Source organism: Paenibacillus sp. FSL H7-0735, from assembly GCF_038008505.1.
Taxonomy (GTDB): Bacteria; Bacillota; Bacilli; order Paenibacillales; family Paenibacillaceae; genus Paenibacillus_AQ; species Paenibacillus_AQ odorifer.
In genome coordinates this window covers 1,570,107-1,590,731 of record NZ_JBBOZH010000001.1, presented here as the reverse complement: position 1 = coordinate 1,590,731, position 20,625 = coordinate 1,570,107, and the positions used below count along the sequence as shown (strand labels likewise).

Below are 20,625 nucleotides of genomic sequence, written 5' to 3'. Positions count from 1 at the left end.
ATCGATTATGATCGGTACGCGCTGGCTGTATTGTTGTTTAGTCCTTCTTTTGAACGGTCGATGGTGTACCCTCTTCAGCAAAAGTAAAGGTTCGGGCGATATATAAGATAGGTGTGCTTACTGCGGTTAGTAAGAACTTCGCTAGATAAGTTGTAAGCAAAATTTCAAGCCATACATTCCAGTCATACAAGCCCGCAAACGCAATGGTGCAGAAGATAAGTGTATCCACAAAGGAGCTAATCATCGTACTGCCGTTGGAACGAATCCACAGCTGACTTGAGGTGCTGTAATATTTACGAATCCAAGAGTACAACCGAACATCTAGGAACTGACTAATGAAGTAAGCAGTAAGACTACCCAAAGCTAGTCGAGGCATCAGCCCAAAAATCGTCTCCAAAGAAGACTGAGCGATATCGGTCTCCTGTGGCTTAAATACTAGTACCATCTGCATAATGACTGTAGTCATAAGCAAGGTGAAGAAACCAAACCAGACCGCTTTACGTGCTTCCGCTCTTCCGTACTTCTCATTAAGCAAATCGCTGGTCATATACAAAGTGACATACATCGTATTTCCGAGTGTCATCACAATATCAAATGGCATAGCAATCGTCTTAGCTACCTGAATGTTAGCAATTACAGTAGCAATACCTACCCAGGCATACATTCCACTTTTCCCGAACAGGCGGTAACAGAGTAGAAAAAAGGCAAAATTGACAATAACAAATAAAACTCCCCACAACAAATTAAACATATTACTGAAACTCCTCCTAGTTTTGTTTACGCGGGATGGTTACGAACCGCGGCTTACATTATTAAATTTTTGGAACAAAACATTAATACTCTATCACAATAGCGCTTAACAATCCATAAAAATAATATTTTTATATGAAATTGGTAGTTCCAGTTCTTTTTTTTCGACAATTATCTAAAATAGTCAGCAATAATTCATTTTTTTCAGAAAAAAATGCTCTATAGGACAAAACTTTCACTATTCATCCAGAGGTTAATTCTATAGAATAGTATCAAACACCTTATTCCCGATCCATTTAGTAGAAATATGACATAACTATGGAATATATCTCGGGTCGCCAATTTCCAGCAGTTGGCCTGGAGTATCTAGTGAAGACCAAAAAAAGAAATGACCTCACCGTCCATAAAAAAAGGAGAGAACGATATGTTTCGTATCAAGCATTCGATCAGTCGCAAATTCACGCGTTTATTATTTGTTGTTCTGTTGCTCACGTCTCTTTTGTTAAGCACCAGCTTCTACTTTATCTCCATCAATATCTTCAACAGCTATGTTATGCCACAGATTAACAAAATCCTTACTGCCGCTGCTCAGGACGTATATAAGAATCTCAACGTAATGCACGCCCAGCAAACCCTAAATAAGAACGATCAGTCTGCCACCAATCTCGAGTTCTATTTTCAGGAAAAGAGGAAACAACATGGAGTGGAAACCATTTTTCTGGTCAATCTGAAAGGGAAAGAAGCTGAGATTCTATCCGCAGATCACGATGCAAAATTGCAACGGGCAGAAAGTGTCACCGTATCCTCTGCAATGCAACAAGCCTCTAAAGGAAAAACTGGACTAAGCGATACATATAGCGACGCACATGGTATACATAAAACAGCTTATATCGGTATTCCCGGAAGTACGATGGTTATCGGTGTAAGCAGTGACGTAAGCTTCATTCAAGAAAAAACAGACAGTATTCTATGGACAAGTGCCGGAATCACACTTCTGACGTTGATCATCGGTCTAACTGGTGCATGGTTTATGAGTGTGCGTATAACACGTCCAATCTCAAAACTGGCAGCTTATAGTGCCCGGCTCGCAGAGGGAGATTTCACCGAAGAATTATCAGTTAAAGGAAATGACGAAGTTGCACAGTTGTCCGTAAGCTTCCAAGCGATGACCCAACGCCTGAAAGAAATGATCGGACATGTACTGGTAACCTCTAATACTGTCGTTGCGGATTCCAACTCTTTAAAAGAACGTGTTGAGGTTCTCAACGATATGGCGGATCACTCCAGCTCATCGGTAGTAGAAATCGGCAAAGGTAGTACGACTATCGCTAGCAGTGCATCAGATAACTCGAGAGCAATGGAAGAAATCAATTTAGGCATTCAAAGTATTGCCTCAGCAGCGAATGAAGTCACAGAGCAAATCAGTGAGGCTTCCGCTGAAGCAAGTGGCGGTAATGAAATTGCTCAAAGTGCCGTGCTGCAAATGCGCCAGGTTGAACGTGCTTCCCTACAGTCGCTGGATCAGTTACAAATCATGAATGAGCGTTCAGTAATGATCGGAGAAGTCGTTCACAGCATTACTGAAATTACGAAACAGATCCAAATGCTGTCGCTGAATGCTTCAATCGAAGCTGCACGCGCAGGAGAGCATGGACGCGGCTTTGCTGTTGTTGCCGGAGAAGTACGCAAGCTGTCTGAACAATCCCGTAACGCAAACGAACAGATCCGTGACTTCCTACTTGGCCTTCAGGAAGATATGAGCCGCTCCGTTACTGAGATGAACCACGTGAATTCTGAGGTTGCCTCTGGAGTCGGCAAGGTAGCAGAAGCAGGTGATGCCTTTAATCACCTCTTGATCCTTATCCAAAGCATCAATCACAGCATCCAATCCGTATCTGCGGCTACACAGCAAATCTCGGCAAGTACAGAAGAAGTCAGTGCTTCCGTCGAAGAAACTGCACAAATTACATCAAGATCGCAAGAAAGTGCGGACACACTCGCTGCTAACTCAGAGCGGCAGCGCGTCGAACTGGAAGGCCATGCAGAAACCGTTAAACATCTGTATGAGCAAGCCAAGAAACTCCAAGAAGCTGTGCAGCAATTTAAGATTTAACGCTTGAAAACCAATAACCCCCGTTCACACGAAAGTGTTGAAGGGGGGTTTTTAGTTTATGGCTCACTAGCGCTTGCTGAGGTCTCGTTTAGACTCGGCTGCATGCGCTAGGCTTGCGCGGAGCTCTCGCTTAGACTCAGGGTGCATGTACTAGTTTGCGCGAAGCTCTCGCTTAGACTCGGCTACATGTACTAGTTTGCGCGAAGCTCTCGCTTAGACCTCAGCACGCTATTTGCTGCTGGCTTGCGGACTCAGATGCCGCTATTACTCGAAAAACTGCCATTTGGAGGCTTTTTCGGACTCGAGAGACGTTATTGCCTCATAATCAACCCAGACTCAGCCTATTTTGTTCAAATAGCGCCTCTGGTGTCCAAAAACGCTCCAAAATAACCCTTTTATCGCAAATAAGGTCTCCTGAGTCCGGAGCCAAGTTACTCAAAGTTCCTCCATGGATGCTACCTACAGCAAATTACTCAAAGTTCCTCCGTGGATGCTACCTACTGCAAATTACTCTAAGTTCCTCCGTGGATGCTACCTACAGCTAATTACTCTAAGTTCCTCCGTGGATGCTACCTACAGCAAATTACTCAAAGTTCCTCTGTGGATGCTACCTACAGCAAATTACTCAAAGTTCCTCCGTGGATGCTACCTACTGCAAATTACTCTAAGTTCCTCCGTGGATGCTACCTACTGCAATAGAATCAGCTACATGCACTAGCTTGCGCGAAGCTCTCACTTAGACCTCAGCACGCTATTTGCTGCTGGCTTGCGGACTCAGATGCCGCTATTACTCGAAAAACTACCATTTGGAGGCTTTTTCGGACTCGAGAGACGCTATGGCCTCATAATCAACCCAGACTCAGCCTTTTTTGTTCAAATAGCGCCTCTGGTGTCCGAAAACGCTCCAAAATAACCCTTTTTTCGCAAATAAGGTCCCCTGAGTCCGAAGCCAAGTTACTCACTCAGTAAAAACTAGGTTACTCAGCTTTCATTCAGCTTTTATGGCTAAGCAAACATCACTCAACTTAGTGTCGCGGTGCCCAGAGGATGACCGATACACCGATCACACAAATACCTGCTCCGACCCAGTCATATACGTCTGGTGTCTTCTTGTCTACAAGCCATCCCCATAAGACCGCGAGCACGATAAACACCCCGCCGTAAGCCGCATACACTCTGCCGAAGGAAGGGAATTTCTGCAACGTAGGGATAATCCCATACGCTATCAGAATCAAGGACCCCACTAAGCCGTACCAAAGTGGCCTTGATTCTCTCAACCATAACCACACTAAATATCCGCCACCGATCTCAGCAAGGCCAGCAATTATAAATAGCAGAATGGCAAATAACATGTCATCCCTCTTCCCTGTCAATCTCCTAAAAACGCAAAGGTTACTCATAACAAATTGTACTCATGGTTCATCCGTGGGGCTACCTACAGCAAACTACTCAAGGTTCACCCGTAGAGCTACCTACAGCAAACTACTCAAGGTTCATCCGTGGGGCTACCTACAGCAAACTACTCAAGGTTCACCCGTAGAGCTACCCACAGCAAATCACTCAAGGTCTACCCGTTGAGCTACCTACAGCAAACTACTCAAGGTTCACCCGTAGAGCTACCTACAGCAAATTACTCAAGGTTCACCCGTAGAGCTACCTACAGCAAACTACTCAAGGTTCACCCGTGGTGCTACCTACAGCAAATTATTCAAGGTTCATCCGTAGAGCTACTACAGCAAATTACTCAAGGTTCATCCGTGGGGCTACCTACAGCAAACTACTCAAGGTTCATCCGTAGAGCTACTACAGCAAATTACTCAAGGTTCATCCGTGGAGCTTACATTAAATTGTGCTGGAGCAGCAATAACACTAGCAGCAGCACAACCTCCAGCAGCTCGTTCAGCGCGCCGTACACGTCGCCGGTGAGCCCGCCGAGCCGGCTGCTGATCCGCCGCGCAGCTGCGGTGCCGCAGGCCAAGGCCGCGACCGGCAGCAGCAGAGCTGCCGCCAGATGCAGCGGCCACGCGGCTAAGCCAGCGCCGAGCGCCAGAGGCGCAGCGGCGGCGGCCAGCGAGAGCAGCGCGGCGACTGCCAGCGCGCGCCGCTCATGCGAGGAAGCAAGGCCGGCGAAGTTCGCGGCCAGCCCCTCGTCTCCACGGGCAATGGGATAACGCACCATTGCCCGCACCATATACCAGCGGCTCCAGACCGCTGGTACCAAGAGCAGCGGCAGCTCGTAGTAGGCGTAGCCTTCGATTAGAACTGCCAGCAAAGAAACTTTAAACAGCAGGAGCAGCACGCAGGCGAGTACGCCCATCGCACCCACACGGCTGTCCTTCATAATCTCCAGGGCACGCTCCCGTGGCCGATAGCTGAGCAGACCATCTGCGCTGTCCATCCAGCCATCAAGATGCAACCCGCCTGTGAGGCTTACCCACAGAATCAGAGTGATCACTGCTGCTGGCCAAGCAGGTAAAAGCAATCCCGTCAGGGCTGCTCCAGCAGCTACGCACAGCCCAATTGCTGCGCCTACCATGGGATAGAAGATCACACTGCGGCGCAGCAGTTCAGGAGAGAACCCCGGATCACCTTTTACAGGAAATCGGGATAAGAACTGAAAGGCAGCTACGGCCGCATCCCTACGCTCCCTCATAAACGATACTCCCTGCTCTTAAGCTCAATCGGAATTCCAACAGTTACTAGAAAGACCTGTTCGCATTGCCGAGCGATCAGGGCGTTCATTCGTCCCGCCAGATCACGATACAATCGGCCAAGCGCATACTCCGGAACAATCCCGTCGCCAACCTCATTAGTGACCAGAATAAGCGTCCCTTGAAAAGAACGCACACTGTCTTCAAGTCTTGTTATCTCACTCTCAACAAGCTCTTGCCTATTTTCAAAACCTTCCACGGCCAATAATGCATTGGATAACCATAAGGTTAAACAATCTACGAGCACCGCTTTTTCACCCGATAATCGCTTTAGCAGATCTGGTAAATCATACGGTTCCTCAAGCGTCTCCCAAGCGTAACCACTTTCCATTCGTTGATGCTGATGCAGAGCAATCCGTTCCTTCATTTCGTCGTCAAAAGCCTGTCCGGTTGCTACATAGAAGGCCTGATCTGCCAGTGAATGCATCAATTTTTCTGCAAAACCACTTTTACCGCTACGTGCGCCTCCCGTTACAAGAATGCTCATCGTTGACCAGCTCCAGAGATGCCTGCACTTTCAAAGGTTGCCATTTCGCTCAAAATGCGGCAGATCGCCTCGATTAAATGAAGGCATAATACTCCCCCTGTTCCCTCACCCAATCGCAGACCGAGATTAAGCAGCGGTTCAAGTCCAAGCTGCTCCAGCATTAGCTTATGACCCCGTTCTCCTGATACATGAGAGGCTATCATATAAGCGATGGATTCAGGTGCAAGGGCTTTTGCCACAAGCGCTGCCGCCCCCGAAATAAAACCATCCAAAATGATAGGTGTCCGATTAGCAGCCGCACCAAGAATCAGTCCCGCCAAGCCAGCGATTTCCAGTCCACCAACTTTAGATAATACATCCAACGGATCTGCTGAATTCGGCTGATTTACCTTTAAGGCGCGTTCCACTACTGCAATTTTATGTAGTAAACGTTCATCATCAATTCCCGTTCCTCGTCCCACAGCTACTTCAGGGGCTATTCCTTTGAGAGCACATAGAATGGCAGCACTAGCCGTAGTATTCCCAATGCCCATTTCGCCTGTTATAAAAATCTCCGTTCCGTTCTTAACCGCTTCCTGCGCAACTCTTATCCCAACAAGAAGAGCATTCATGGCATCCTCACGACTCATCGCAGGTTCCACAGCCATATTATCCGTTCCCCGGCGCACTTTACGATCAATCAGATCGACATGACTAAGATCGCCGTTTATGCCGATATCAACAAACTGTACCTCTGCCCCAGCTTGACGTGCCAATACATTTACAGCCGCTCCACCGCTGAGAAAGTTATGGGCCATCTGCAGCGTGACTTCCTGTGGAAATGCGCTAACCCCTTCGCAGCATACCCCGTGGTCAGCAGCCATCACAACAACTGTTCGTTTGGTGAAACTAGGCTGCTCTGTACCCGAAATTCCAGCGAGCTTAACAGCGAGAGGTTCCAATTGTCCCAAACTGCCCGGAGGTTTGGTCAGAATGTTCAGCCGATGCTCCGCCTTGAGGATGGACTGATCATCAGCCGGTATGATTTGTTTAATTACGTCTTGAATATCTGAAAACATAAAATTACAACCTCCTATTAAATGTATCCGTATAACCTATTCTATCTCATATTCGCAGAAAAGCCCCCATCTATGATAGAGGGGGACTTCTAGAATTACAACTTCACTTTCATAAAATCTTCGATTCTCTCCAGCGCCTCCGTCAATTTTTGTAAGGAAGCGGCATAGGAGCAGCGGATATACCCCTCTCCGCCTGCTCCAAACACATGACCCGGAACCGCAGCGACACCGACCTCCCTGAGCAGCTGCAAAGCGAAGTCTTCTGATTTCATTCCGGTGTGAGCGATGGAAGGAAAGGCATAAAATGCGCCCGCAGGTTCATGGCAAGGTAGTCCTATGGATCGAAACCCACTAACCAGCAGCTTTCTCCGCTCATCGAAGCATTGCTTCATATGTTCCTTATGCTGCATTCCGTTGCGCAATGATTCAATCGCAGCAATTTGACCGAGCACCGGGGCACACATCGCAGTATATTGATGGATTTTTAGCATCGCAGCAATTAATTCTCGATCGCCACAAGCATAACCCACTCTCCAGCCAGTCATTGCAAAAGCTTTGGAGAAGCCGCTAATCACAATCGTCCTTTCCAGCATCCCGGGAAGAGAGGCGATGCTGACATGCTGACTGTCATACGTAAGCTCGGCATAAATTTCATCTGAAATGACCAGTAGGTTATTCTCTTTTACAATCTGTGCAATAGGCAGCCAATCTTCATAAGTCATTACTGCACCTGTAGGATTAGTCGGAAAATTCACCATAAGAAGCTTCGAACGTGGAGTAATCACCTTCCGTAACGCTTCAGCAGTAAGCTTAAACCCCTGCTCGGCCGATGATTCTACCTCCACCGTAACCCCCCCGTTCAAATGGGTAATCGGCGAATATGCGATATAGCTGGGAGAAGGGACGATAATCTCATCCCCAGGTGTAATGAAAGCTCGTAATGCCAAGTCCACAGCCTCGCTGCTGCCCACCGTAACCATAATCTCATCGTTTGGCTCATAACGAAGCTTGAAACTTGTGTGCAGATAAGTAGCGATCTCCTCTCTAAGCTCCAGTAACCCGGAATTTGGCGTATACATCGTTTCCCCATTATTCAAGGCATGAATACAGGCAGCTCTTACATGCTCCGGTGTAACGAAATCTGGTTCCCCTACACCCAGCGATATAATATCCTGATTTCCCGCACTTAGGTCAAAAAAAGCCCGAATCCCCGAGGGTGCAATCTCCCGCACACGTGGAGCAATCCATTCATTATGCATGGCTGTACACCTCTTCCTTTGCACTCTTTTCCGTTAGGGAAAGGGAGATGATTTCGTCCAGTAGTCCGCTGAAGGTGTAGCCTGCCGCTTGCGCGCTTTTGGGTAAAAGACTGGCCTTCGTCATGCCTGGTAACGTATTCACCTCCAGCACATAAGGAATACCCTCTTTAAGCAGCATATCAACCCGTGCATACACGCTACATTTTAGTGCTTTATAACAGCTCAAGGCAGCCTCGCGTACCCGCTCATGCACTTCAGTAGGCAATTCAATGACCCGTTCATCTGCTCCGCCTTCTTCGTACTTAGCACTGTAATCGAACCACTCGGCATTTGCTGAGGTAATTCCCAGAATAGGCAGCAGCTCTCCGTTTAGAATAGAACAGGTGATTTCTTGGCCTTGAATGTAGCTTTCAATCAAAATCGCCTGATCACAGGCAAAAGCCTTCTGCACTGCGCACAACAGCTCCTCGCTGCTGCTCACTTTTTCCATTCCGATACTCGAGCCACCTGAACATGGCTTCACCATAACCGGATATCCGAGCCGTTCCACCGCTTCAGCCGAATAATCCTTCATGCTGTCCCAGCATAGCCAATCTGCTGTGTTGACGCCTGCGCAGCGCATAAGCTTTTTGGAGAGATCTTTATCCATACAAATGCTGCTAGACAAAACCCCGCTGCCCGTATACGGAATCCCCATCGTCTCCAGCGTTCCCTGAACCGTACCATCCTCGCCGTAAGCTCCATGAAGTGCAAGCAGCGCGATATCGATCCCTTTTGCCTGCTCAATAAGCTCCTCACGCTTGGTGATCACAATTGGAATAATTTCATATTTATTGGGGTCTAGATTCTTCAATATTTCTCTACCGCTATTCATGGATACCTCATACTCTGAGGATACCCCGCCCATAATTACGCCTACTTTCATCTCAAGCACCTCTTTATCCCATTAGTTGTCGAGCTGTTCTGCCAATAACCTCGATCCCCTTGCGGATATCCTCATCCGTCACTCTGGAGAAACCGATCCGTATCGTATTTTGCCCTTTACCGTCTGTGAAGAATATATCTCCTGCTGTAAAAATAACCCCTTGCTCATGACAGGCCGCCAACAGCGTCCTTGTATTAAAGCCCTCCGCGAAGGTTACAAAAAGATGTAGGCCACCGTCCCCTGACAGCGCCGTATAAGGAATAAAATCCTTGCAGCATTGCAGGGTTAATTCATACTTTCGTTTGTATTCCGCTCTGGCTTTTTTCAAATATTTCTCTAAATGGCCACCCAATAAATACTGATATAAAATGGATTGATCCAGCGTCGAGGTATGAATGGTACGGGCGCGCTTGACGCTTTCGAGGGAATTAATCAACTCCTGATCCGCCAGCACCCAACCTACACGTAGTCCCGGAAATAATACCTTGGAGAAGCTGCCGAGATAAATCACGCTGTTGCCGCTGCCTGCTGCTGCGATAAGTGGAGCCACATGTGAGCCCGAATATCGTAATTCCTCGTTAAAACCATCTTCAATCACCGGGACTTGGTAGCGATTCATCAGCTTCATTAGCCGCTGTCTTTTCTCTGGAGACATTACAATTCCGGTCGGATTATGATAAGAAGGGACGAAGTATGCACAGTCAAAAGCTTGCTGTTGCAATGCTTTCTCCAGCTCCGCCAAATCAATCCCATCACGCTCCATCGAAATCCCGGTGATCTCAAAACCGTTCAGCTTCAAATTTTTGATCGCTGTATGATGCGTCGGATTCTCACAAATGACCGAACCATTTTTTTTACTCAGAGCAGACAATACAATATCGAACCCCTCTGTAAAACCATTGGTGATCAATATATCCTTGCCCCTCATTTCAACGCCCTTGTGCTCCATATACTGCTTCAAATAGTCTATTAAAGGCTTATACCCTTTGGCATAGCCGTAATTTAGCAGAACGTTGCCTTCTACCGACATCCGATCCATAAAGGATCTCTTCACATTATCCAGATCAAAAAGACTCTCATCAGGCGCTATGCTGGTGAAGGAGATCGTCCCCTTCTCCGCTCGAATCCCGCGCTTCATGATATCCAGTTCCTCTGCCAGCACCGCGTGATCATTGAGACGTGACTTCCAGTCCATCGTCCAGGAAGAGATCGTTTCACTGCCGGGCGGCGTAGCTGCAACATAACTTCCTTGCCCTTGCACGGCATAAGCAAAGCCATCATCCTCAAGCCCTGCATAAGCAGAGATTACGGAGTTGCGGCTAACCTTAAGCAATGTGCTGAGCTCTCGTGTGGAGGGCAGCTTTTGATTGCCTTGCAGACCGCCTTTTATGATTAAGTGCTTCATATAGTCTTTAATTTGTATATACACCGGCCGTCCGGCTATGAGCTTAAAATCCTTAAACATCTCTCAATCGCCCCCATGACTATCATGGCACAATCACTCGTTTAAAAAAAGAACCACAGCCATGGGATTTTAATCCGGCTGTGGTTCTATGAGGGGACAAATGCCCAAAAATCAAGTTACAGATCTATGCTTCGATCACAAGCTCCCCTTCTCCAGCAGGGATCTCAAAACCATTTAAAAACCGGGTTAATATGTCCTCAGTAATCGGAAATGCGGCATTGGCGTCAAAACGTTCACTCCGGATAAGCAGTCTCTGACGTAATTCATCCGGCTGAACCTTTAAGTGAATCAGTTCCCACACGCCAGCATAATCCTCAATAAGTTGCTTGTAATCGTTCCGTCTCTGACGTTGCCAGAAGCTGAAATCGATGACAACATGATGTTTTGCCTGAAGCAGATTCACCAGCTCCCCCCGCAGTTTTATCTCCGACTCTTCTTTATAGAACTCATAATTCTGCTCTGGATAATCCACCCCGAAACGGCCGTGCGTGGCCCAAATATCTTCATCTATCGAAAGTCTGGCGAATCCCTCTTTCTCCAGCTTTTTAGCAAAAGTTGTTTTACCCGACCCCGCTACACCGCACATCATCACTACGATGGAAGCAACACTCGTACGCTTTTGCTGAAGCAATTTTTCAATAACTAACTTTTCGCTCAGCATTATAAATGCATCTCCCTTCCAATTGATGGTATACTCATCGTTACAAAATACTTTCTCAAGGGATAGTGATAAGGATATGGTGAAATCAGTCCAGCAGACCTCCTAAAAATGAAAAATGAAATAATTTTAGGAGGTCATAATAAATGATTTTTAACCCGATTGTCATTGATAACTGGAGTAGAAAACCCTATTTTGAACATTATTTAAACAATGTCAGATGCACCTATAGCATGACCGTAAATATTGATATCACCCTTCTACTATCAGAGCTTAAGCATAAGGGAATTAAGCTGTACCCAGCACTAATCCACATGATAACTACGGTGGTGAACCGTCATAGTGAATTCCGCACATGTTTTGATTCTGAAGGTAGGTTAGGTTATTGGGATAGCTTGTCACCTAGTTTTACAATTTTCCATGATGATGATAAAACTTTCTCAAGCATCTGGACTTCGTACGGTGAACAGTTTAATGATTTCTATAACCGTTATCTCGATGATATGAAAATGTACGGAAGCGTGAAACAATTTATCGCTAAAGCAAACGAACCACCGAACACCTTCCCTATCTCTAGCATTCCGTGGGTCAGCTTCACGAGCTTTAACCTGAACGTGTATAACGAAGGAACATACCTACTTCCCATCTTTACGATAGGGAAATATTTTCAGCAAGACAAAAAAATACTATTACCCATCTCGGGGCAATTCCACCATGCCGTGTGCGACGGTTACCATGCCAGCATGCTGTATAATGAATTACAATCACGTGCAGATACCTATAAGGAATGGTTACCTAACCTCTAATTAACCACGTTATTCTGCTGACTGCGAACGATAGTTCAAACATAAAGGGTTCCACCTATTAGGTTTTCCTAATGATGTAGAACCCTTATTTCCATGTAATCATCCTTTTTCCACAATATCAGCTTTATCAGCTGACCATTGTCCATGCTGCCAGAGTATTGTTAGTACCATTACATTCCCGGGAGAAGGAGCCACTGCATCGTAGAATGTGAGACCAGGAACTAACTGTGCAAGTAAATTCCTGATTACACCCCCATGCGTCACTACCAATACTCTATTCGATGTAACCTCACTTTTTTTCTCCTTGATAGCACAGCATCCAAATGCAGCCATAGCAGCTTGACCTAGATCCAACAGGAAACTACGCAACCGTGCATCGAATTCTGTCCATGATTCTCCTTCTGGCGGTGTAACCTTTGAAGGATCATCAATCCAACTTCTATATAGAGAGTTATCTTTCAACTGCTCATAGGTGCAGCCTTCCCAAGCTCCGAAGTTCATTTCACGAAGCCGCTGATCGTAAACAGCGTCCTGCTCTAGTGAAGGTGCTACGAAAGCCAAGGTCTCCCGACATCTTAGCAAATCGCTACAGAACACACGCCAAAAACCACCTGATAACTCAGTCTGCATGCAGCTCTGCTGCTGAAGTTGGGATAGCCGCTCACTTGCGTCAGTAAGCAATGGAATATCCGTATGTCCCAGGTAACGATGCTCAACATTCCATTTCGTCTGCCCGTGTCGGATAAGCACCAGCTCAAGCTCTATAGAGGGAATTGCCATACCGACGCTCAGCCTCCAATCCATATCCATGCCGCAACCGCGCATAGACCTACAAATATTGAAGAGCAGAGCATCATCATCCGCGAGGTCTGGATAATATCATTTGGTTCCATCGTACGTACCGGATCACCCATATAAGCCCGAAAAGAAGCGACGCCATGATACACATTTTCGCCTCCGAGTCGGATGCCAAGTGCGCCAGCCACAGCTGATTCTGGATAACCGCTGTTAGGGCTTGGATGTAGATGTGCATCCCGCTTCACCATTTGCAGGCAACTACGCCAATCCAGACGAAGCATCCCTGCACATAGAGCCAAAAGTAATGCCGTAATCCGTGCCGGGATGAAATTAGCAACATCATCGAGCCGGGCAGATGCCCAGCCGAGATCACGGTATTTATCGTTCTTATAACCAACCATTGAATCGAGTGTATTGACCGCCCGATAAGCCATAGCAAGCGGCGCACCGCCAATCAGCGCGTAGAAAAGTGGAGAAATAATCGCATCGACAATATTCTCTGCTACGGTCTCCACCGTTCCACGGACAATTTCAGGGGCGTCTAGCGAAGTCGTATCACGTCCCACGATCATCCCCAAAGCCTTGCGGGCAGCAGGGAGATCACCCTTCTGCAATTCCACGTACACCGCCATTCCTGCATCTTTTAGTCCCTTGGAGGCAATCGTGGTTGAAATCAACCAAACCTCGGCTATCCAGACGAGCCAAGGTGAGATATATGACAGCAGCCATAGCAGGATGGCTGTCAGTGCCCAAGCACCGCCCGCCACACATAGCGGAAGTAACACCCCAGCTCTGCGCAGGCTTTGCGGGCGGGACCATAAACGACGGATCGCCCGCTCCAGAGCCGTAATTGCTTTGCCCATACCAATTACGGGATGAGGCAGGTTACGCGGATCACCTACGATCCGGTCAATCACATAAGCCGCAAGCAACACCAAAGCGATTGTCACAGGCAATCACCTCTGAACAATCTTCTACTTCTCCAGCTATCCATTGTCATTAGCTGTCCTTCCTTGCCTGCACCGACAGCAGGCTGCCCGTCACAGCGCTATATACAAGCCGGCCGATAGCGCCTCCAAGATCGGTTGCTGTTCCGGCGTAGACATGCTCGGCGCTGTATCTCCCGCTTTGGCTCACAGCGAGCACAATAGCATCCGTAGTTGTGCCGGTTGCGATTAGGCCATTCTCCGGATCGGTAATCCCGAGATCTGCCAGCGCAGCAGCTTTGGCTTCGACAGCTGTCTGCACAGCATTGACCATGGCCGCCGGTGTCAGGCGGCCATCAATGCAGAGCATGATGTTAATCGTACCCGGCCGATACACAGCCAATACATTGCGTTCCACGCCTGAGCGCGCAGCATTTCCTGCGGCGGCTGTAACGCAAACAAAAATCCCCGCTGAACCCGTGTCCTCTTCAGCTACCGCTGCATGCTCTAGCGGTACAGCCGTCATCAGACCGGCACAGCCGGATAAAGGATAACCCCAATCGCGCAGCTTATTCTCCATATCCTGGACAGGATCACTACATTCGTAATTGCGATCTACATATAAATTGACCGCCCGCTGCAGCCGGTTCATTCCTCCGCCGTAGAACGCGCTCGATAAACCATCCGCTTCTGCTGGCAGCTCCAGCAGCAGATGCTTATCCTTCCACTGCAGAGCAAGTCCTGGCCAGACGGCCGGACGATACTCCCTGATTCCCCCTGCAAGATTAAATGGAATCTTCACTTCCACCATAGCCGATCCCGCTCCTTTCACCGCTCATTTCTTTCATTAAATACTTACAACCATCCGCGAAAGGATGCCCCGCCAATCGCACTGTCAGCTCGCTCCGCACATAGAGTCATTAAAGACTACATCCACCTGTCACTTAGTCGCTAGAATCTCCGCCATCTGCAGCAAAAGGCGGGCATTATCCTCATGTCCCTTAACGGCAACTCGAATATGCTCAGCACCTAACCCTGCATACATAGCGCAGCTGCGCACTAGTATACCTACGCGGCCAAGCCTAGTCTGCAGCTCAGCCGCGCTCCACGGTGATGGCAAGCCACAGAGCAGAAAGTTGGCTTCTCCCGGTGGGACATCGCAGCCCAGCTGCATAAGACCCTGCCGCAGTTTTTCGCGTTCTGCTGCAACAAGCTCACGCGTGCGCTGTTCATAGTCACGTCCACTTGTAAGGCAAGCTTCCCCTGCCAGCAGCGCCAAGCCGTTCACACTCCAGGTGACCTGCTTTCCGCTCATCGCCTTCGCCAGCTCCGGATGTGAAATCGCAAACCCGAGACGCAGTCCGGGAATCGCATAAAACTTCGTCATCGACCGCACCAGAACCGTATGCGGAAACCGCTCCAGCTCCGGCAGGAGTGTATTTCGCTCTGACTCCGGGATAAAGTCAATAAAAGCTTCATCCACAGCCAAATAAGTCCCGCAGCTTTCAGCCTTCTGCGCTAACAAGCGCAGTTCCTCCACAGCATACTGAACGCCATTGGGATTATTCGGCTGTCCGAGAAATAACAGCTCCACCTGTTCCAGCAGCCCGGCTATCTCCTCTACTCCAGCGCGAAAATACTGTTCCCTGGTCCCCTGAACCGATAATACTTCAGCGCCAAATTGTACGGAAAGCTGCCGATACTCAGAGAAACAAGGTTCCACGATGCCAACCTTTTGCGGAGCTATCGCCAACAGCAGCAAAGCCATAGATTCCGCTGCTCCGTTACCCACGGTTAACCAGCCACTATCTACGCCAAGATTTTCCGCCAGTAGTTGTTTAAAGCGTCGGTGTCCAGGGTCCGGATATGTAACCACCGTTGACAGTGCTGTTCTAAGCAGCTCCAAAACTTCCGGTGGAGGACCGAGTGGATTGATGTTGGCACTATAGTCGAGAAATGTGCCCCCAGCTTCTCCATAGAGCTCCGCTGCCGTCAGCAAATCACCGCCATGACCATATTTTTCAAGCATAATTACACTCCCTCTATCTACTTTCTCTAGCACGATATGTATGTCATTGCCACCATTATTGCCTCTTTGCCGGAAGAACGTCAATGCTTTCGCAGAAGGAACCAGCTAAATCCCCTGCTTCCCCCAAACCGATATGAATCTCAAAGATGTGATCTCTTTTGTTAAAAAACCGCTTTTGGTTTAAAATGAAGGTTGTAATCAATTTTGCTGCGACGGAGGAATTCACTATGCTTTTTATTGATAACACAGGGATTACTGACGCATCCATCAATTTGGCGATTGAGGAATATGCGCTGAAGCACTTGCCGATGGACGAGAGTTACCTGCTTTTTTATATCAACAGCCCATCCATCATCATCGGGAAACATCAGAATACTATCGAAGAAATTAACCAAGAGTATGTAAAAGATAATAATATTCAGGTCGTACGTCGTCTATCCGGCGGTGGAGCTGTTTATCACGATCTTGGAAATTTGAACTTCAGCTTTATTACCAAGGATGACGGCCAATCCTTTCATAACTTTTTGAAATTCACCCAACCGGTCATCGATTACCTGCAAAGCATGGGCGTTAACGCCGAGCTAAGCGGAAGGAATGATCTGCAAGTTGGTGAGCAAAAGATTTCCGGTAACGCTCAGTTCTCCACACGCGGACGTATGTTCAGCCATGGTACCTTGATGTTCAATCTTAATTTAGATGATGTACAAGCCTCTCTAAAAGTGAATCCAGAGAAGTTTAAATCAAAGAGCACCAAATCCGTACGCAGTCGTGTAGCGAATATCAAAGAGCTGCTGGGTACAGATATGACGATCGAGGAGTTCCGCGCCGGCCTGCTGCGTTCGATCTTTGGCATGGATTCTTCTGAGGTTCCTCAGTACAAGCTGCAACAAGCCGACTGGGACAAAATTAACGAGATCTCCAAGGAGCACTACCAGAACTGGGACTGGAACTACGGTCTGTCACCAAAAAGCAACGTTAAGCACACGCGCAAATTCCCTGCCGGAATTATTGATATTCGGATGGATATTGAAGATTCCCTCATTAAAGACATCAAAATCTATGGTGACTTCTTCGGAGTCGGTGACGTAGTAGATGTTGAAAATGCACTTCGTGGCAAACGTTATGACGAGGCTGAGGTTAGAGAAGCATTAGCTGATCTCGATTTGAAGCATTATTTCGGTCGTATTGAGCCGGAGGATTTTATCGGATTGGTCTTCCTAGAGGAATAGGATGAATTCACTGGTCATGATTTGAATCAAAAAGAGGACTCCTGCGCATTCGCCAGAAGTCCTCTTTTGCATGAATTAATACTCTTCGCTTTATCCTTTTACAGCAGATCCAACTGTCATTGCCCGTTCCACCTGCTCACTAAAGAACAAATAGACAATAACCATTGGCAGACTCGCCATCGTCATAACCGCCCCCATGCCACCCCAGTCTGTGCTGTATTGGCCTTGGAAGAACAATAGACCCAGCGGCAGTGTTTTCATCCCCTCATCAGAGATCAGAATATAAGCCAGCAAAAATTCATTCCAGTTGTTCAGAAATTGAAAAATGGCTACTGTTGCGACAGCTGGCGTTACAACCGGCACAATAATCTGCAGAAACATCCGGTATACATTCGCGCCGTCCATACAAGCGGATTCCTCCAGCTCCCCAGGGATACCCTTCATAAAGCCGTAGAATACCAGACAAGAGAACGGCAATCCAATGGCGACATAAGGAACAATCAGCCCACCGTAGGTATTAGTCAGATGTAAATCCCGTACGAGTATGGCAAGTGGAATCATAATTACCTGCAGCGGCATGAACATTCCGATCGTCATATACAATCTGACCCCTTCACGGAATCTCCACCGCAGCCGGGAAATTGCGAATGAGAACATCAGCGATAATATGATAATAAGTAGCGTTGAAATCGTAGAGACAACCAGGCTATTCGTAAAATATCGCGGTATATTGAACTGTGACCAAGCGGCCACATAGTTTTCAATCCGGAAATTAGTCGGAAATCCGAAAGGGTTGGTGACAAAAATCTCATCGTTATTTTTCAGAGAATAAGAAATCATCCATAATAGCGGATAGATGGAAATGATAAAATAAATCCATAAGGGAAGCTGTATGAGCAATGCTCTCACTTTTTTCATAACGTTCCTTTTCCTTTCCGGCGTACTGCCTTATGCTTCATTTCGGTCAAATGTCTTGTTGATAATAATGGTGGCCAGAAGCGACAGAAGGACAAGCACAACCGATACCGCACAGGCATAGCCGTAGTTGCTTTCCAAGAATGCATAACGATAAATCATAAAGGTAAGCGTATAGTTACTCGTTCCCGGTCCGCCGTTAGTCATAATCAACATTTGTACAAAAGCACCGATTCCTGAAGTAATGGCAATGATCAGACAGAATTTGAACGTCTCCTTCATCATTGGAATTGTCACCTTACGATGCGCCATCCATTTGGAGCAACCGTCAATCGTGGCAGCTTCCATGTACTGCTCAGGGACAGATTTAACCCCCGCATATAAAAGACTGAACTGGTAACCCATGAACTGCCAGGCATTAACAAAAGCAATCGCAATTATGGATGTGGTTGGAGAAGTAAGCCAGTTTTGTTGATAAGGAATATGCAAAATTTCAAAAAGCCTATTGATCAATCCGTTATTCGGATCGTAGATGGCAATCCATAGCTGACAAACAACCGTAACCGACAGAACTACGGGAATAAAATAAGCTGTTTTCAACAACTTACGCCCTTTGATTCGCGGATCGGCACAGGCAAGCGCAAGAATGGTTCCCAATCCGATCTGAAATACAGCGAGTACCAATGCAAAAATAAGGCCGTTACGAAGGGAAGTCAAAAGCAATGGATCATCAAGCATCTCTACATAGTTGGACAATCCGTTAAAAGTAGCCGTACTGAGCCCGTCCCACTCGAAAAAGCTACGATAAAAGGATTGAAGCACTGGATAGATAATCACTACGCTATAAATCAACAGAGCGGGAAGCAGAAACAGCATTATGGCTTTCTTATTACCTAAGTATTTATGCATGCGGTAAGATTCCACTCCTTCCTTGCCAAGCTGCTCACCCGATATAAGGGCTCGATCCGGGTGAGCGGCAGGGCATGGACCAATTTTTATTTATTTTATTTCTCTAATTATTTATTTTCTTTGTTCAGCACTCGGTTCATGTTATCCGTGAACTGCTTAGCCGAGAATCCTTCGATCAACATATTTTGTGTATTGTCGTCCAGTGCATTTTTAATTTGAACACTGCTTACCGCATTGGCGTACCCCTTCACGTTTGGCAGCACTTCTTCAGCGATTCTTTTCATCATGGCAGGCACTTTACCGGTCATTTCTTTATCCACTTTAGTCGCTACGATCGGGCTACCCAGCTGTGTATATTTGTATTCGCTATATTTTTGTGCGATGAAACTAGCTACTTTCACTGCAGTCTCTACATTCTTGCTGCTTGGAGAAACGGCAAAGCCACCAGGACCTCCTGCACCGTTAATGTACATTTTGTTATTCTCATAAGTCGCTTCGTCCTTAGCTGGCCAGTACATCCAATCCACTTTATCCCCAAGCTTCTCAGCACTGCTGTAGATTTCCCACTGACCGTTGACGAACATGCCAGCTTTTCCTTGGTAGAACAAAGATGAAGCTTGATCATAATTGGTATTCGTAGCATTGACGTCGAACAAGCCTGCTTCTTCCAGCTTCTTCATTTGTTCTGCTGCTGTTACATAAGGCGAAGGCAATGTTGTCGTTCCCTTCGTTTCGAGTGGGCCAAACCCTTTCGTCTCCTCACGAGTCACAAGTCCGCTATAAAAAGAAGTAGTGATCCATTTCTCCTTCGCGAAAATTGAGAGCGGTGTATACCCTGCTGTAGAAAGCTTCTTAGCCGCTTCAGCCAGCTGATCGATCGTCTTGATCGGCATCTCGATGCCTACCTCTTTAAAGATATCCTTGTTGTAAAACAACATTTGGAATTCAATTCCCGTATATGGGAATGCATATACATGACCGTCTGGGGCAATCAGACGGGATTCATTCCCTGTATTTAGATTCGCTTTGAAATCTTTGGTGGCTTGGTATTCATCAAGCAGCTCGACATTTTTAGATTTGGCGAAGGTTTGCAGCGTAGGCCAGTCTGTTTCATAAATATCCGGCATGTTCCCAGTCGCGGCATATGTTTTCAGCTTCTGGTAGCCATCTTGAACAGCCTCATCCAGTACAATCTCCACCTCCGGCATTTCCTTTTTTAATTCCTCTACGGCATAATCAAATGGCTTTGAAGTATCTTCGTCAAAATGCTGTGCATAAATTTTTATTTGAATTTTCTTATCGGTATTCCCAGCGGTCGTATTGGAACCTTCAGAGGTTGAACCACCGTTTCCGGCATTGTTACCACCACAGGCTGTAAGTGAGAAAGCTAAGGATAAAACGGTTGCAACCCCCAGTGTTCTGAATAGCTTGTTGCTCATAATGAATCCCCTTTCTGATGCTCTATTTAGTGGAGCTAGTTGAATCCACTATTTGTTAGCGTTTTCATCGTCCTGTTTCTATTATATTTGAGCCTTGAAGACCCAAAAAGAGCCATATCGGGCACAATCGGTAATAAACAGGACAAAA

The 20,625-nt window shown here is 47.0% G+C and carries 19 protein-coding genes and 1 riboswitch; of the genes, 3 read left to right on the top strand and 16 right to left on the bottom strand.

The features are described 5' to 3' along the window. Positions 1 to 37: 37 nt before the first annotated feature. Positions 38 to 751 carry a queuosine precursor transporter gene (locus NSS82_RS07300; RefSeq protein ID WP_076272031.1) on the bottom strand — a complete coding sequence of 238 codons (714 nt, stop codon included), beginning with the start codon at positions 749 to 751 and terminating at the stop codon, positions 38 to 40. Positions 752 to 761: 10 nt separating this feature from the next. After that, positions 762 to 807: riboswitch (PreQ1 riboswitch) on the bottom strand. A gap of 367 nt (positions 808 to 1,174) precedes the next feature. On the opposite strand from NSS82_RS07300, the gene NSS82_RS07295 reads away from it, so the two are divergent. Next, a complete protein-coding gene (locus NSS82_RS07295; RefSeq protein WP_076099024.1) occupies positions 1,175 to 2,863 on the top strand; it encodes a methyl-accepting chemotaxis protein in 1,689 nt (562 codons plus the stop codon). 1,025 nt (positions 2,864 to 3,888) lie between these two features. Here NSS82_RS07295 and NSS82_RS07290 read toward each other — a convergent pair. The 8 genes from NSS82_RS07290 to NSS82_RS07255 form a co-directional block, all read right to left on the bottom strand. Next, positions 3,889 to 4,215: a YnfA family protein gene (locus tag NSS82_RS07290; protein ID WP_036681801.1), complete on the bottom strand. Its 327-nt coding sequence runs from the start codon at positions 4,213 to 4,215 to the stop codon at positions 3,889 to 3,891. A gap of 485 nt (positions 4,216 to 4,700) precedes the next feature. After that, complete coding sequence (gene cobS / locus NSS82_RS07285; RefSeq protein WP_076272032.1) at positions 4,701 to 5,516, bottom strand: adenosylcobinamide-GDP ribazoletransferase; 816 nt, start codon at positions 5,514 to 5,516, stop codon at positions 4,701 to 4,703. Continuing rightward, positions 5,513 to 6,061 carry a bifunctional adenosylcobinamide kinase/adenosylcobinamide-phosphate guanylyltransferase gene (gene cobU / locus NSS82_RS07280; protein WP_036681798.1) on the bottom strand — a complete coding sequence of 183 codons (549 nt, stop codon included), beginning with the start codon at positions 6,059 to 6,061 and terminating at the stop codon, positions 5,513 to 5,515. The genes cobS and cobU overlap by 4 nt, the downstream gene beginning before the upstream one ends. After that, on the bottom strand, positions 6,058 to 7,119 hold the full coding sequence (gene cobT / locus NSS82_RS07275) for a nicotinate-nucleotide--dimethylbenzimidazole phosphoribosyltransferase (protein ID WP_076272033.1): 1,062 nt from the start codon (positions 7,117 to 7,119) through the stop codon (positions 6,058 to 6,060). Before cobT ends, cobU begins: the two co-directional genes overlap by 4 nt. Positions 7,120 to 7,214: 95 nt before the next feature. Further along, the gene (locus NSS82_RS07270; protein WP_076272034.1) at positions 7,215 to 8,378 is read right to left on the bottom strand and encodes an aminotransferase class I/II-fold pyridoxal phosphate-dependent enzyme; all 1,164 of its coding nucleotides are present in this window, start codon (positions 8,376 to 8,378) and stop codon (positions 7,215 to 7,217) included. After that, positions 8,371 to 9,303: a D-alanine--D-alanine ligase gene (locus NSS82_RS07265; protein ID WP_076224705.1), complete on the bottom strand. Its 933-nt coding sequence runs from the start codon at positions 9,301 to 9,303 to the stop codon at positions 8,371 to 8,373. Before NSS82_RS07265 ends, NSS82_RS07270 begins: the two co-directional genes overlap by 8 nt. A gap of 13 nt (positions 9,304 to 9,316) precedes the next feature. Then, positions 9,317 to 10,768, bottom strand: a complete 1,452-nt coding sequence (gene pdxR / locus NSS82_RS07260) for a MocR-like pyridoxine biosynthesis transcription factor PdxR (protein ID WP_076272035.1) — start codon at positions 10,766 to 10,768, stop codon at positions 9,317 to 9,319. 124 nt (positions 10,769 to 10,892) lie between these two features. After that, a complete protein-coding gene (locus NSS82_RS07255; RefSeq protein ID WP_036681786.1) occupies positions 10,893 to 11,429 on the bottom strand; it encodes an AAA family ATPase in 537 nt (178 codons plus the stop codon). Positions 11,430 to 11,572: 143 nt separating this feature from the next. Here NSS82_RS07255 and catA point away from each other — a divergent pair, with 143 nt between their 5' ends. Then, positions 11,573 to 12,232 carry a type A chloramphenicol O-acetyltransferase gene (gene catA, locus NSS82_RS07250; protein ID WP_076272036.1) on the top strand — a complete coding sequence of 220 codons (660 nt, stop codon included), beginning with the start codon at positions 11,573 to 11,575 and terminating at the stop codon, positions 12,230 to 12,232. Positions 12,233 to 12,331: 99 nt separating this feature from the next. Here catA and NSS82_RS07245 read toward each other — a convergent pair whose 3' ends face one another. The 4 genes from NSS82_RS07245 to cobD all read right to left on the bottom strand — a co-directional run bounded on the left by NSS82_RS07245 (position 12,332) and on the right by cobD (position 15,985). After that, the gene (locus NSS82_RS07245; protein WP_076272037.1) at positions 12,332 to 13,012 is read right to left on the bottom strand and encodes a histidine phosphatase family protein; all 681 of its coding nucleotides are present in this window, start codon (positions 13,010 to 13,012) and stop codon (positions 12,332 to 12,334) included. A gap of 8 nt (positions 13,013 to 13,020) precedes the next feature. After that, the gene (gene cbiB, locus NSS82_RS07240) at positions 13,021 to 13,980 is read right to left on the bottom strand and encodes an adenosylcobinamide-phosphate synthase CbiB (protein WP_036681783.1); all 960 of its coding nucleotides are present in this window, start codon (positions 13,978 to 13,980) and stop codon (positions 13,021 to 13,023) included. Positions 13,981 to 14,029: 49 nt separating this feature from the next. Continuing rightward, positions 14,030 to 14,767, bottom strand: coding sequence for an adenosylcobinamide amidohydrolase (locus tag NSS82_RS07235; protein WP_036681780.1), 738 nt, complete (start codon positions 14,765 to 14,767; stop codon positions 14,030 to 14,032). Between the two features lie 129 nt (positions 14,768 to 14,896). Next, positions 14,897 to 15,985 carry a threonine-phosphate decarboxylase CobD gene (cobD, locus tag NSS82_RS07230; protein ID WP_076272038.1) on the bottom strand — a complete coding sequence of 363 codons (1,089 nt, stop codon included), beginning with the start codon at positions 15,983 to 15,985 and terminating at the stop codon, positions 14,897 to 14,899. A gap of 227 nt (positions 15,986 to 16,212) precedes the next feature. Here cobD and NSS82_RS07225 point away from each other — a divergent pair, with 227 nt between their 5' ends. After that, the gene (locus tag NSS82_RS07225) at positions 16,213 to 17,214 is read left to right on the top strand and encodes a lipoate--protein ligase (RefSeq protein ID WP_036681778.1); all 1,002 of its coding nucleotides are present in this window, start codon (positions 16,213 to 16,215) and stop codon (positions 17,212 to 17,214) included. Between the two features lie 90 nt (positions 17,215 to 17,304). Here NSS82_RS07225 and NSS82_RS07220 read toward each other — a convergent pair whose 3' ends face one another. From NSS82_RS07220 to NSS82_RS07210, 3 genes are all read right to left on the bottom strand, one after another. Further along, positions 17,305 to 18,132 carry a carbohydrate ABC transporter permease gene (locus tag NSS82_RS07220; protein ID WP_036681776.1) on the bottom strand — a complete coding sequence of 276 codons (828 nt, stop codon included), beginning with the start codon at positions 18,130 to 18,132 and terminating at the stop codon, positions 17,305 to 17,307. Positions 18,133 to 18,162: 30 nt separating this feature from the next. Further along, entirely contained in the window at positions 18,163 to 19,038 is an 876-nt protein-coding gene (locus NSS82_RS07215) for a carbohydrate ABC transporter permease (RefSeq protein WP_076272039.1), read from the bottom strand. A gap of 107 nt (positions 19,039 to 19,145) precedes the next feature. After that, positions 19,146 to 20,477 (bottom strand): ABC transporter substrate-binding protein, encoded by a 1,332-nt coding sequence (locus NSS82_RS07210; protein ID WP_076142159.1) that lies wholly within the window; start codon positions 20,475 to 20,477, stop codon positions 19,146 to 19,148. Positions 20,478 to 20,625 lie beyond the last annotated feature (148 nt).

Excerpts from the sequence above, each read along its gene's own strand:
- NSS82_RS07295 (WP_076099024.1), top strand. The coding sequence starts at position 1,175 with ATGTTTCGTATCAAGCATTCGATCAGTCGCAAATTCACGCGTTTATTA.
- NSS82_RS07270 (WP_076272034.1), bottom strand. The coding sequence starts at position 8,378 with ATGCATAATGAATGGATTGCTCCACGTGTGCGGGAGATTGCACCCTCG.
- catA (WP_076272036.1), top strand. The coding sequence starts at position 11,573 with ATGATTTTTAACCCGATTGTCATTGATAACTGGAGTAGAAAACCCTAT.
- cobT (WP_076272033.1), bottom strand. The coding sequence starts at position 7,119 with ATGTTTTCAGATATTCAAGACGTAATTAAACAAATCATACCGGCTGAT.
- NSS82_RS07265 (WP_076224705.1), bottom strand. The coding sequence starts at position 9,303 with ATGAAAGTAGGCGTAATTATGGGCGGGGTATCCTCAGAGTATGAGGTA.
- NSS82_RS07245 (WP_076272037.1), bottom strand. The coding sequence starts at position 13,012 with ATGGCAATTCCCTCTATAGAGCTTGAGCTGGTGCTTATCCGACACGGG.
- cobU (WP_036681798.1), bottom strand. The coding sequence starts at position 6,061 with ATGAGCATTCTTGTAACGGGAGGCGCACGTAGCGGTAAAAGTGGTTTT.
- NSS82_RS07255 (WP_036681786.1), bottom strand. The coding sequence starts at position 11,429 with ATGCTGAGCGAAAAGTTAGTTATTGAAAAATTGCTTCAGCAAAAGCGT.
- NSS82_RS07235 (WP_036681780.1), bottom strand. The coding sequence starts at position 14,767 with ATGGTGGAAGTGAAGATTCCATTTAATCTTGCAGGGGGAATCAGGGAG.
- NSS82_RS07300 (WP_076272031.1), bottom strand. The coding sequence starts at position 751 with ATGTTTAATTTGTTGTGGGGAGTTTTATTTGTTATTGTCAATTTTGCC.
- NSS82_RS07290 (WP_036681801.1), bottom strand. The coding sequence starts at position 4,215 with ATGTTATTTGCCATTCTGCTATTTATAATTGCTGGCCTTGCTGAGATC.
- pdxR (WP_076272035.1), bottom strand. The coding sequence starts at position 10,768 with ATGTTTAAGGATTTTAAGCTCATAGCCGGACGGCCGGTGTATATACAA.
- cobD (WP_076272038.1), bottom strand. The coding sequence starts at position 15,985 with ATGCTTGAAAAATATGGTCATGGCGGTGATTTGCTGACGGCAGCGGAG.
- NSS82_RS07225 (WP_036681778.1), top strand. The coding sequence starts at position 16,213 with ATGCTTTTTATTGATAACACAGGGATTACTGACGCATCCATCAATTTG.
- NSS82_RS07215 (WP_076272039.1), bottom strand. The coding sequence starts at position 19,038 with ATGCATAAATACTTAGGTAATAAGAAAGCCATAATGCTGTTTCTGCTT.
- cobS (WP_076272032.1), bottom strand. The coding sequence starts at position 5,516 with ATGAGGGAGCGTAGGGATGCGGCCGTAGCTGCCTTTCAGTTCTTATCC.
- NSS82_RS07220 (WP_036681776.1), bottom strand. The coding sequence starts at position 18,132 with ATGAAAAAAGTGAGAGCATTGCTCATACAGCTTCCCTTATGGATTTAT.
- NSS82_RS07210 (WP_076142159.1), bottom strand. The coding sequence starts at position 20,477 with ATGAGCAACAAGCTATTCAGAACACTGGGGGTTGCAACCGTTTTATCC.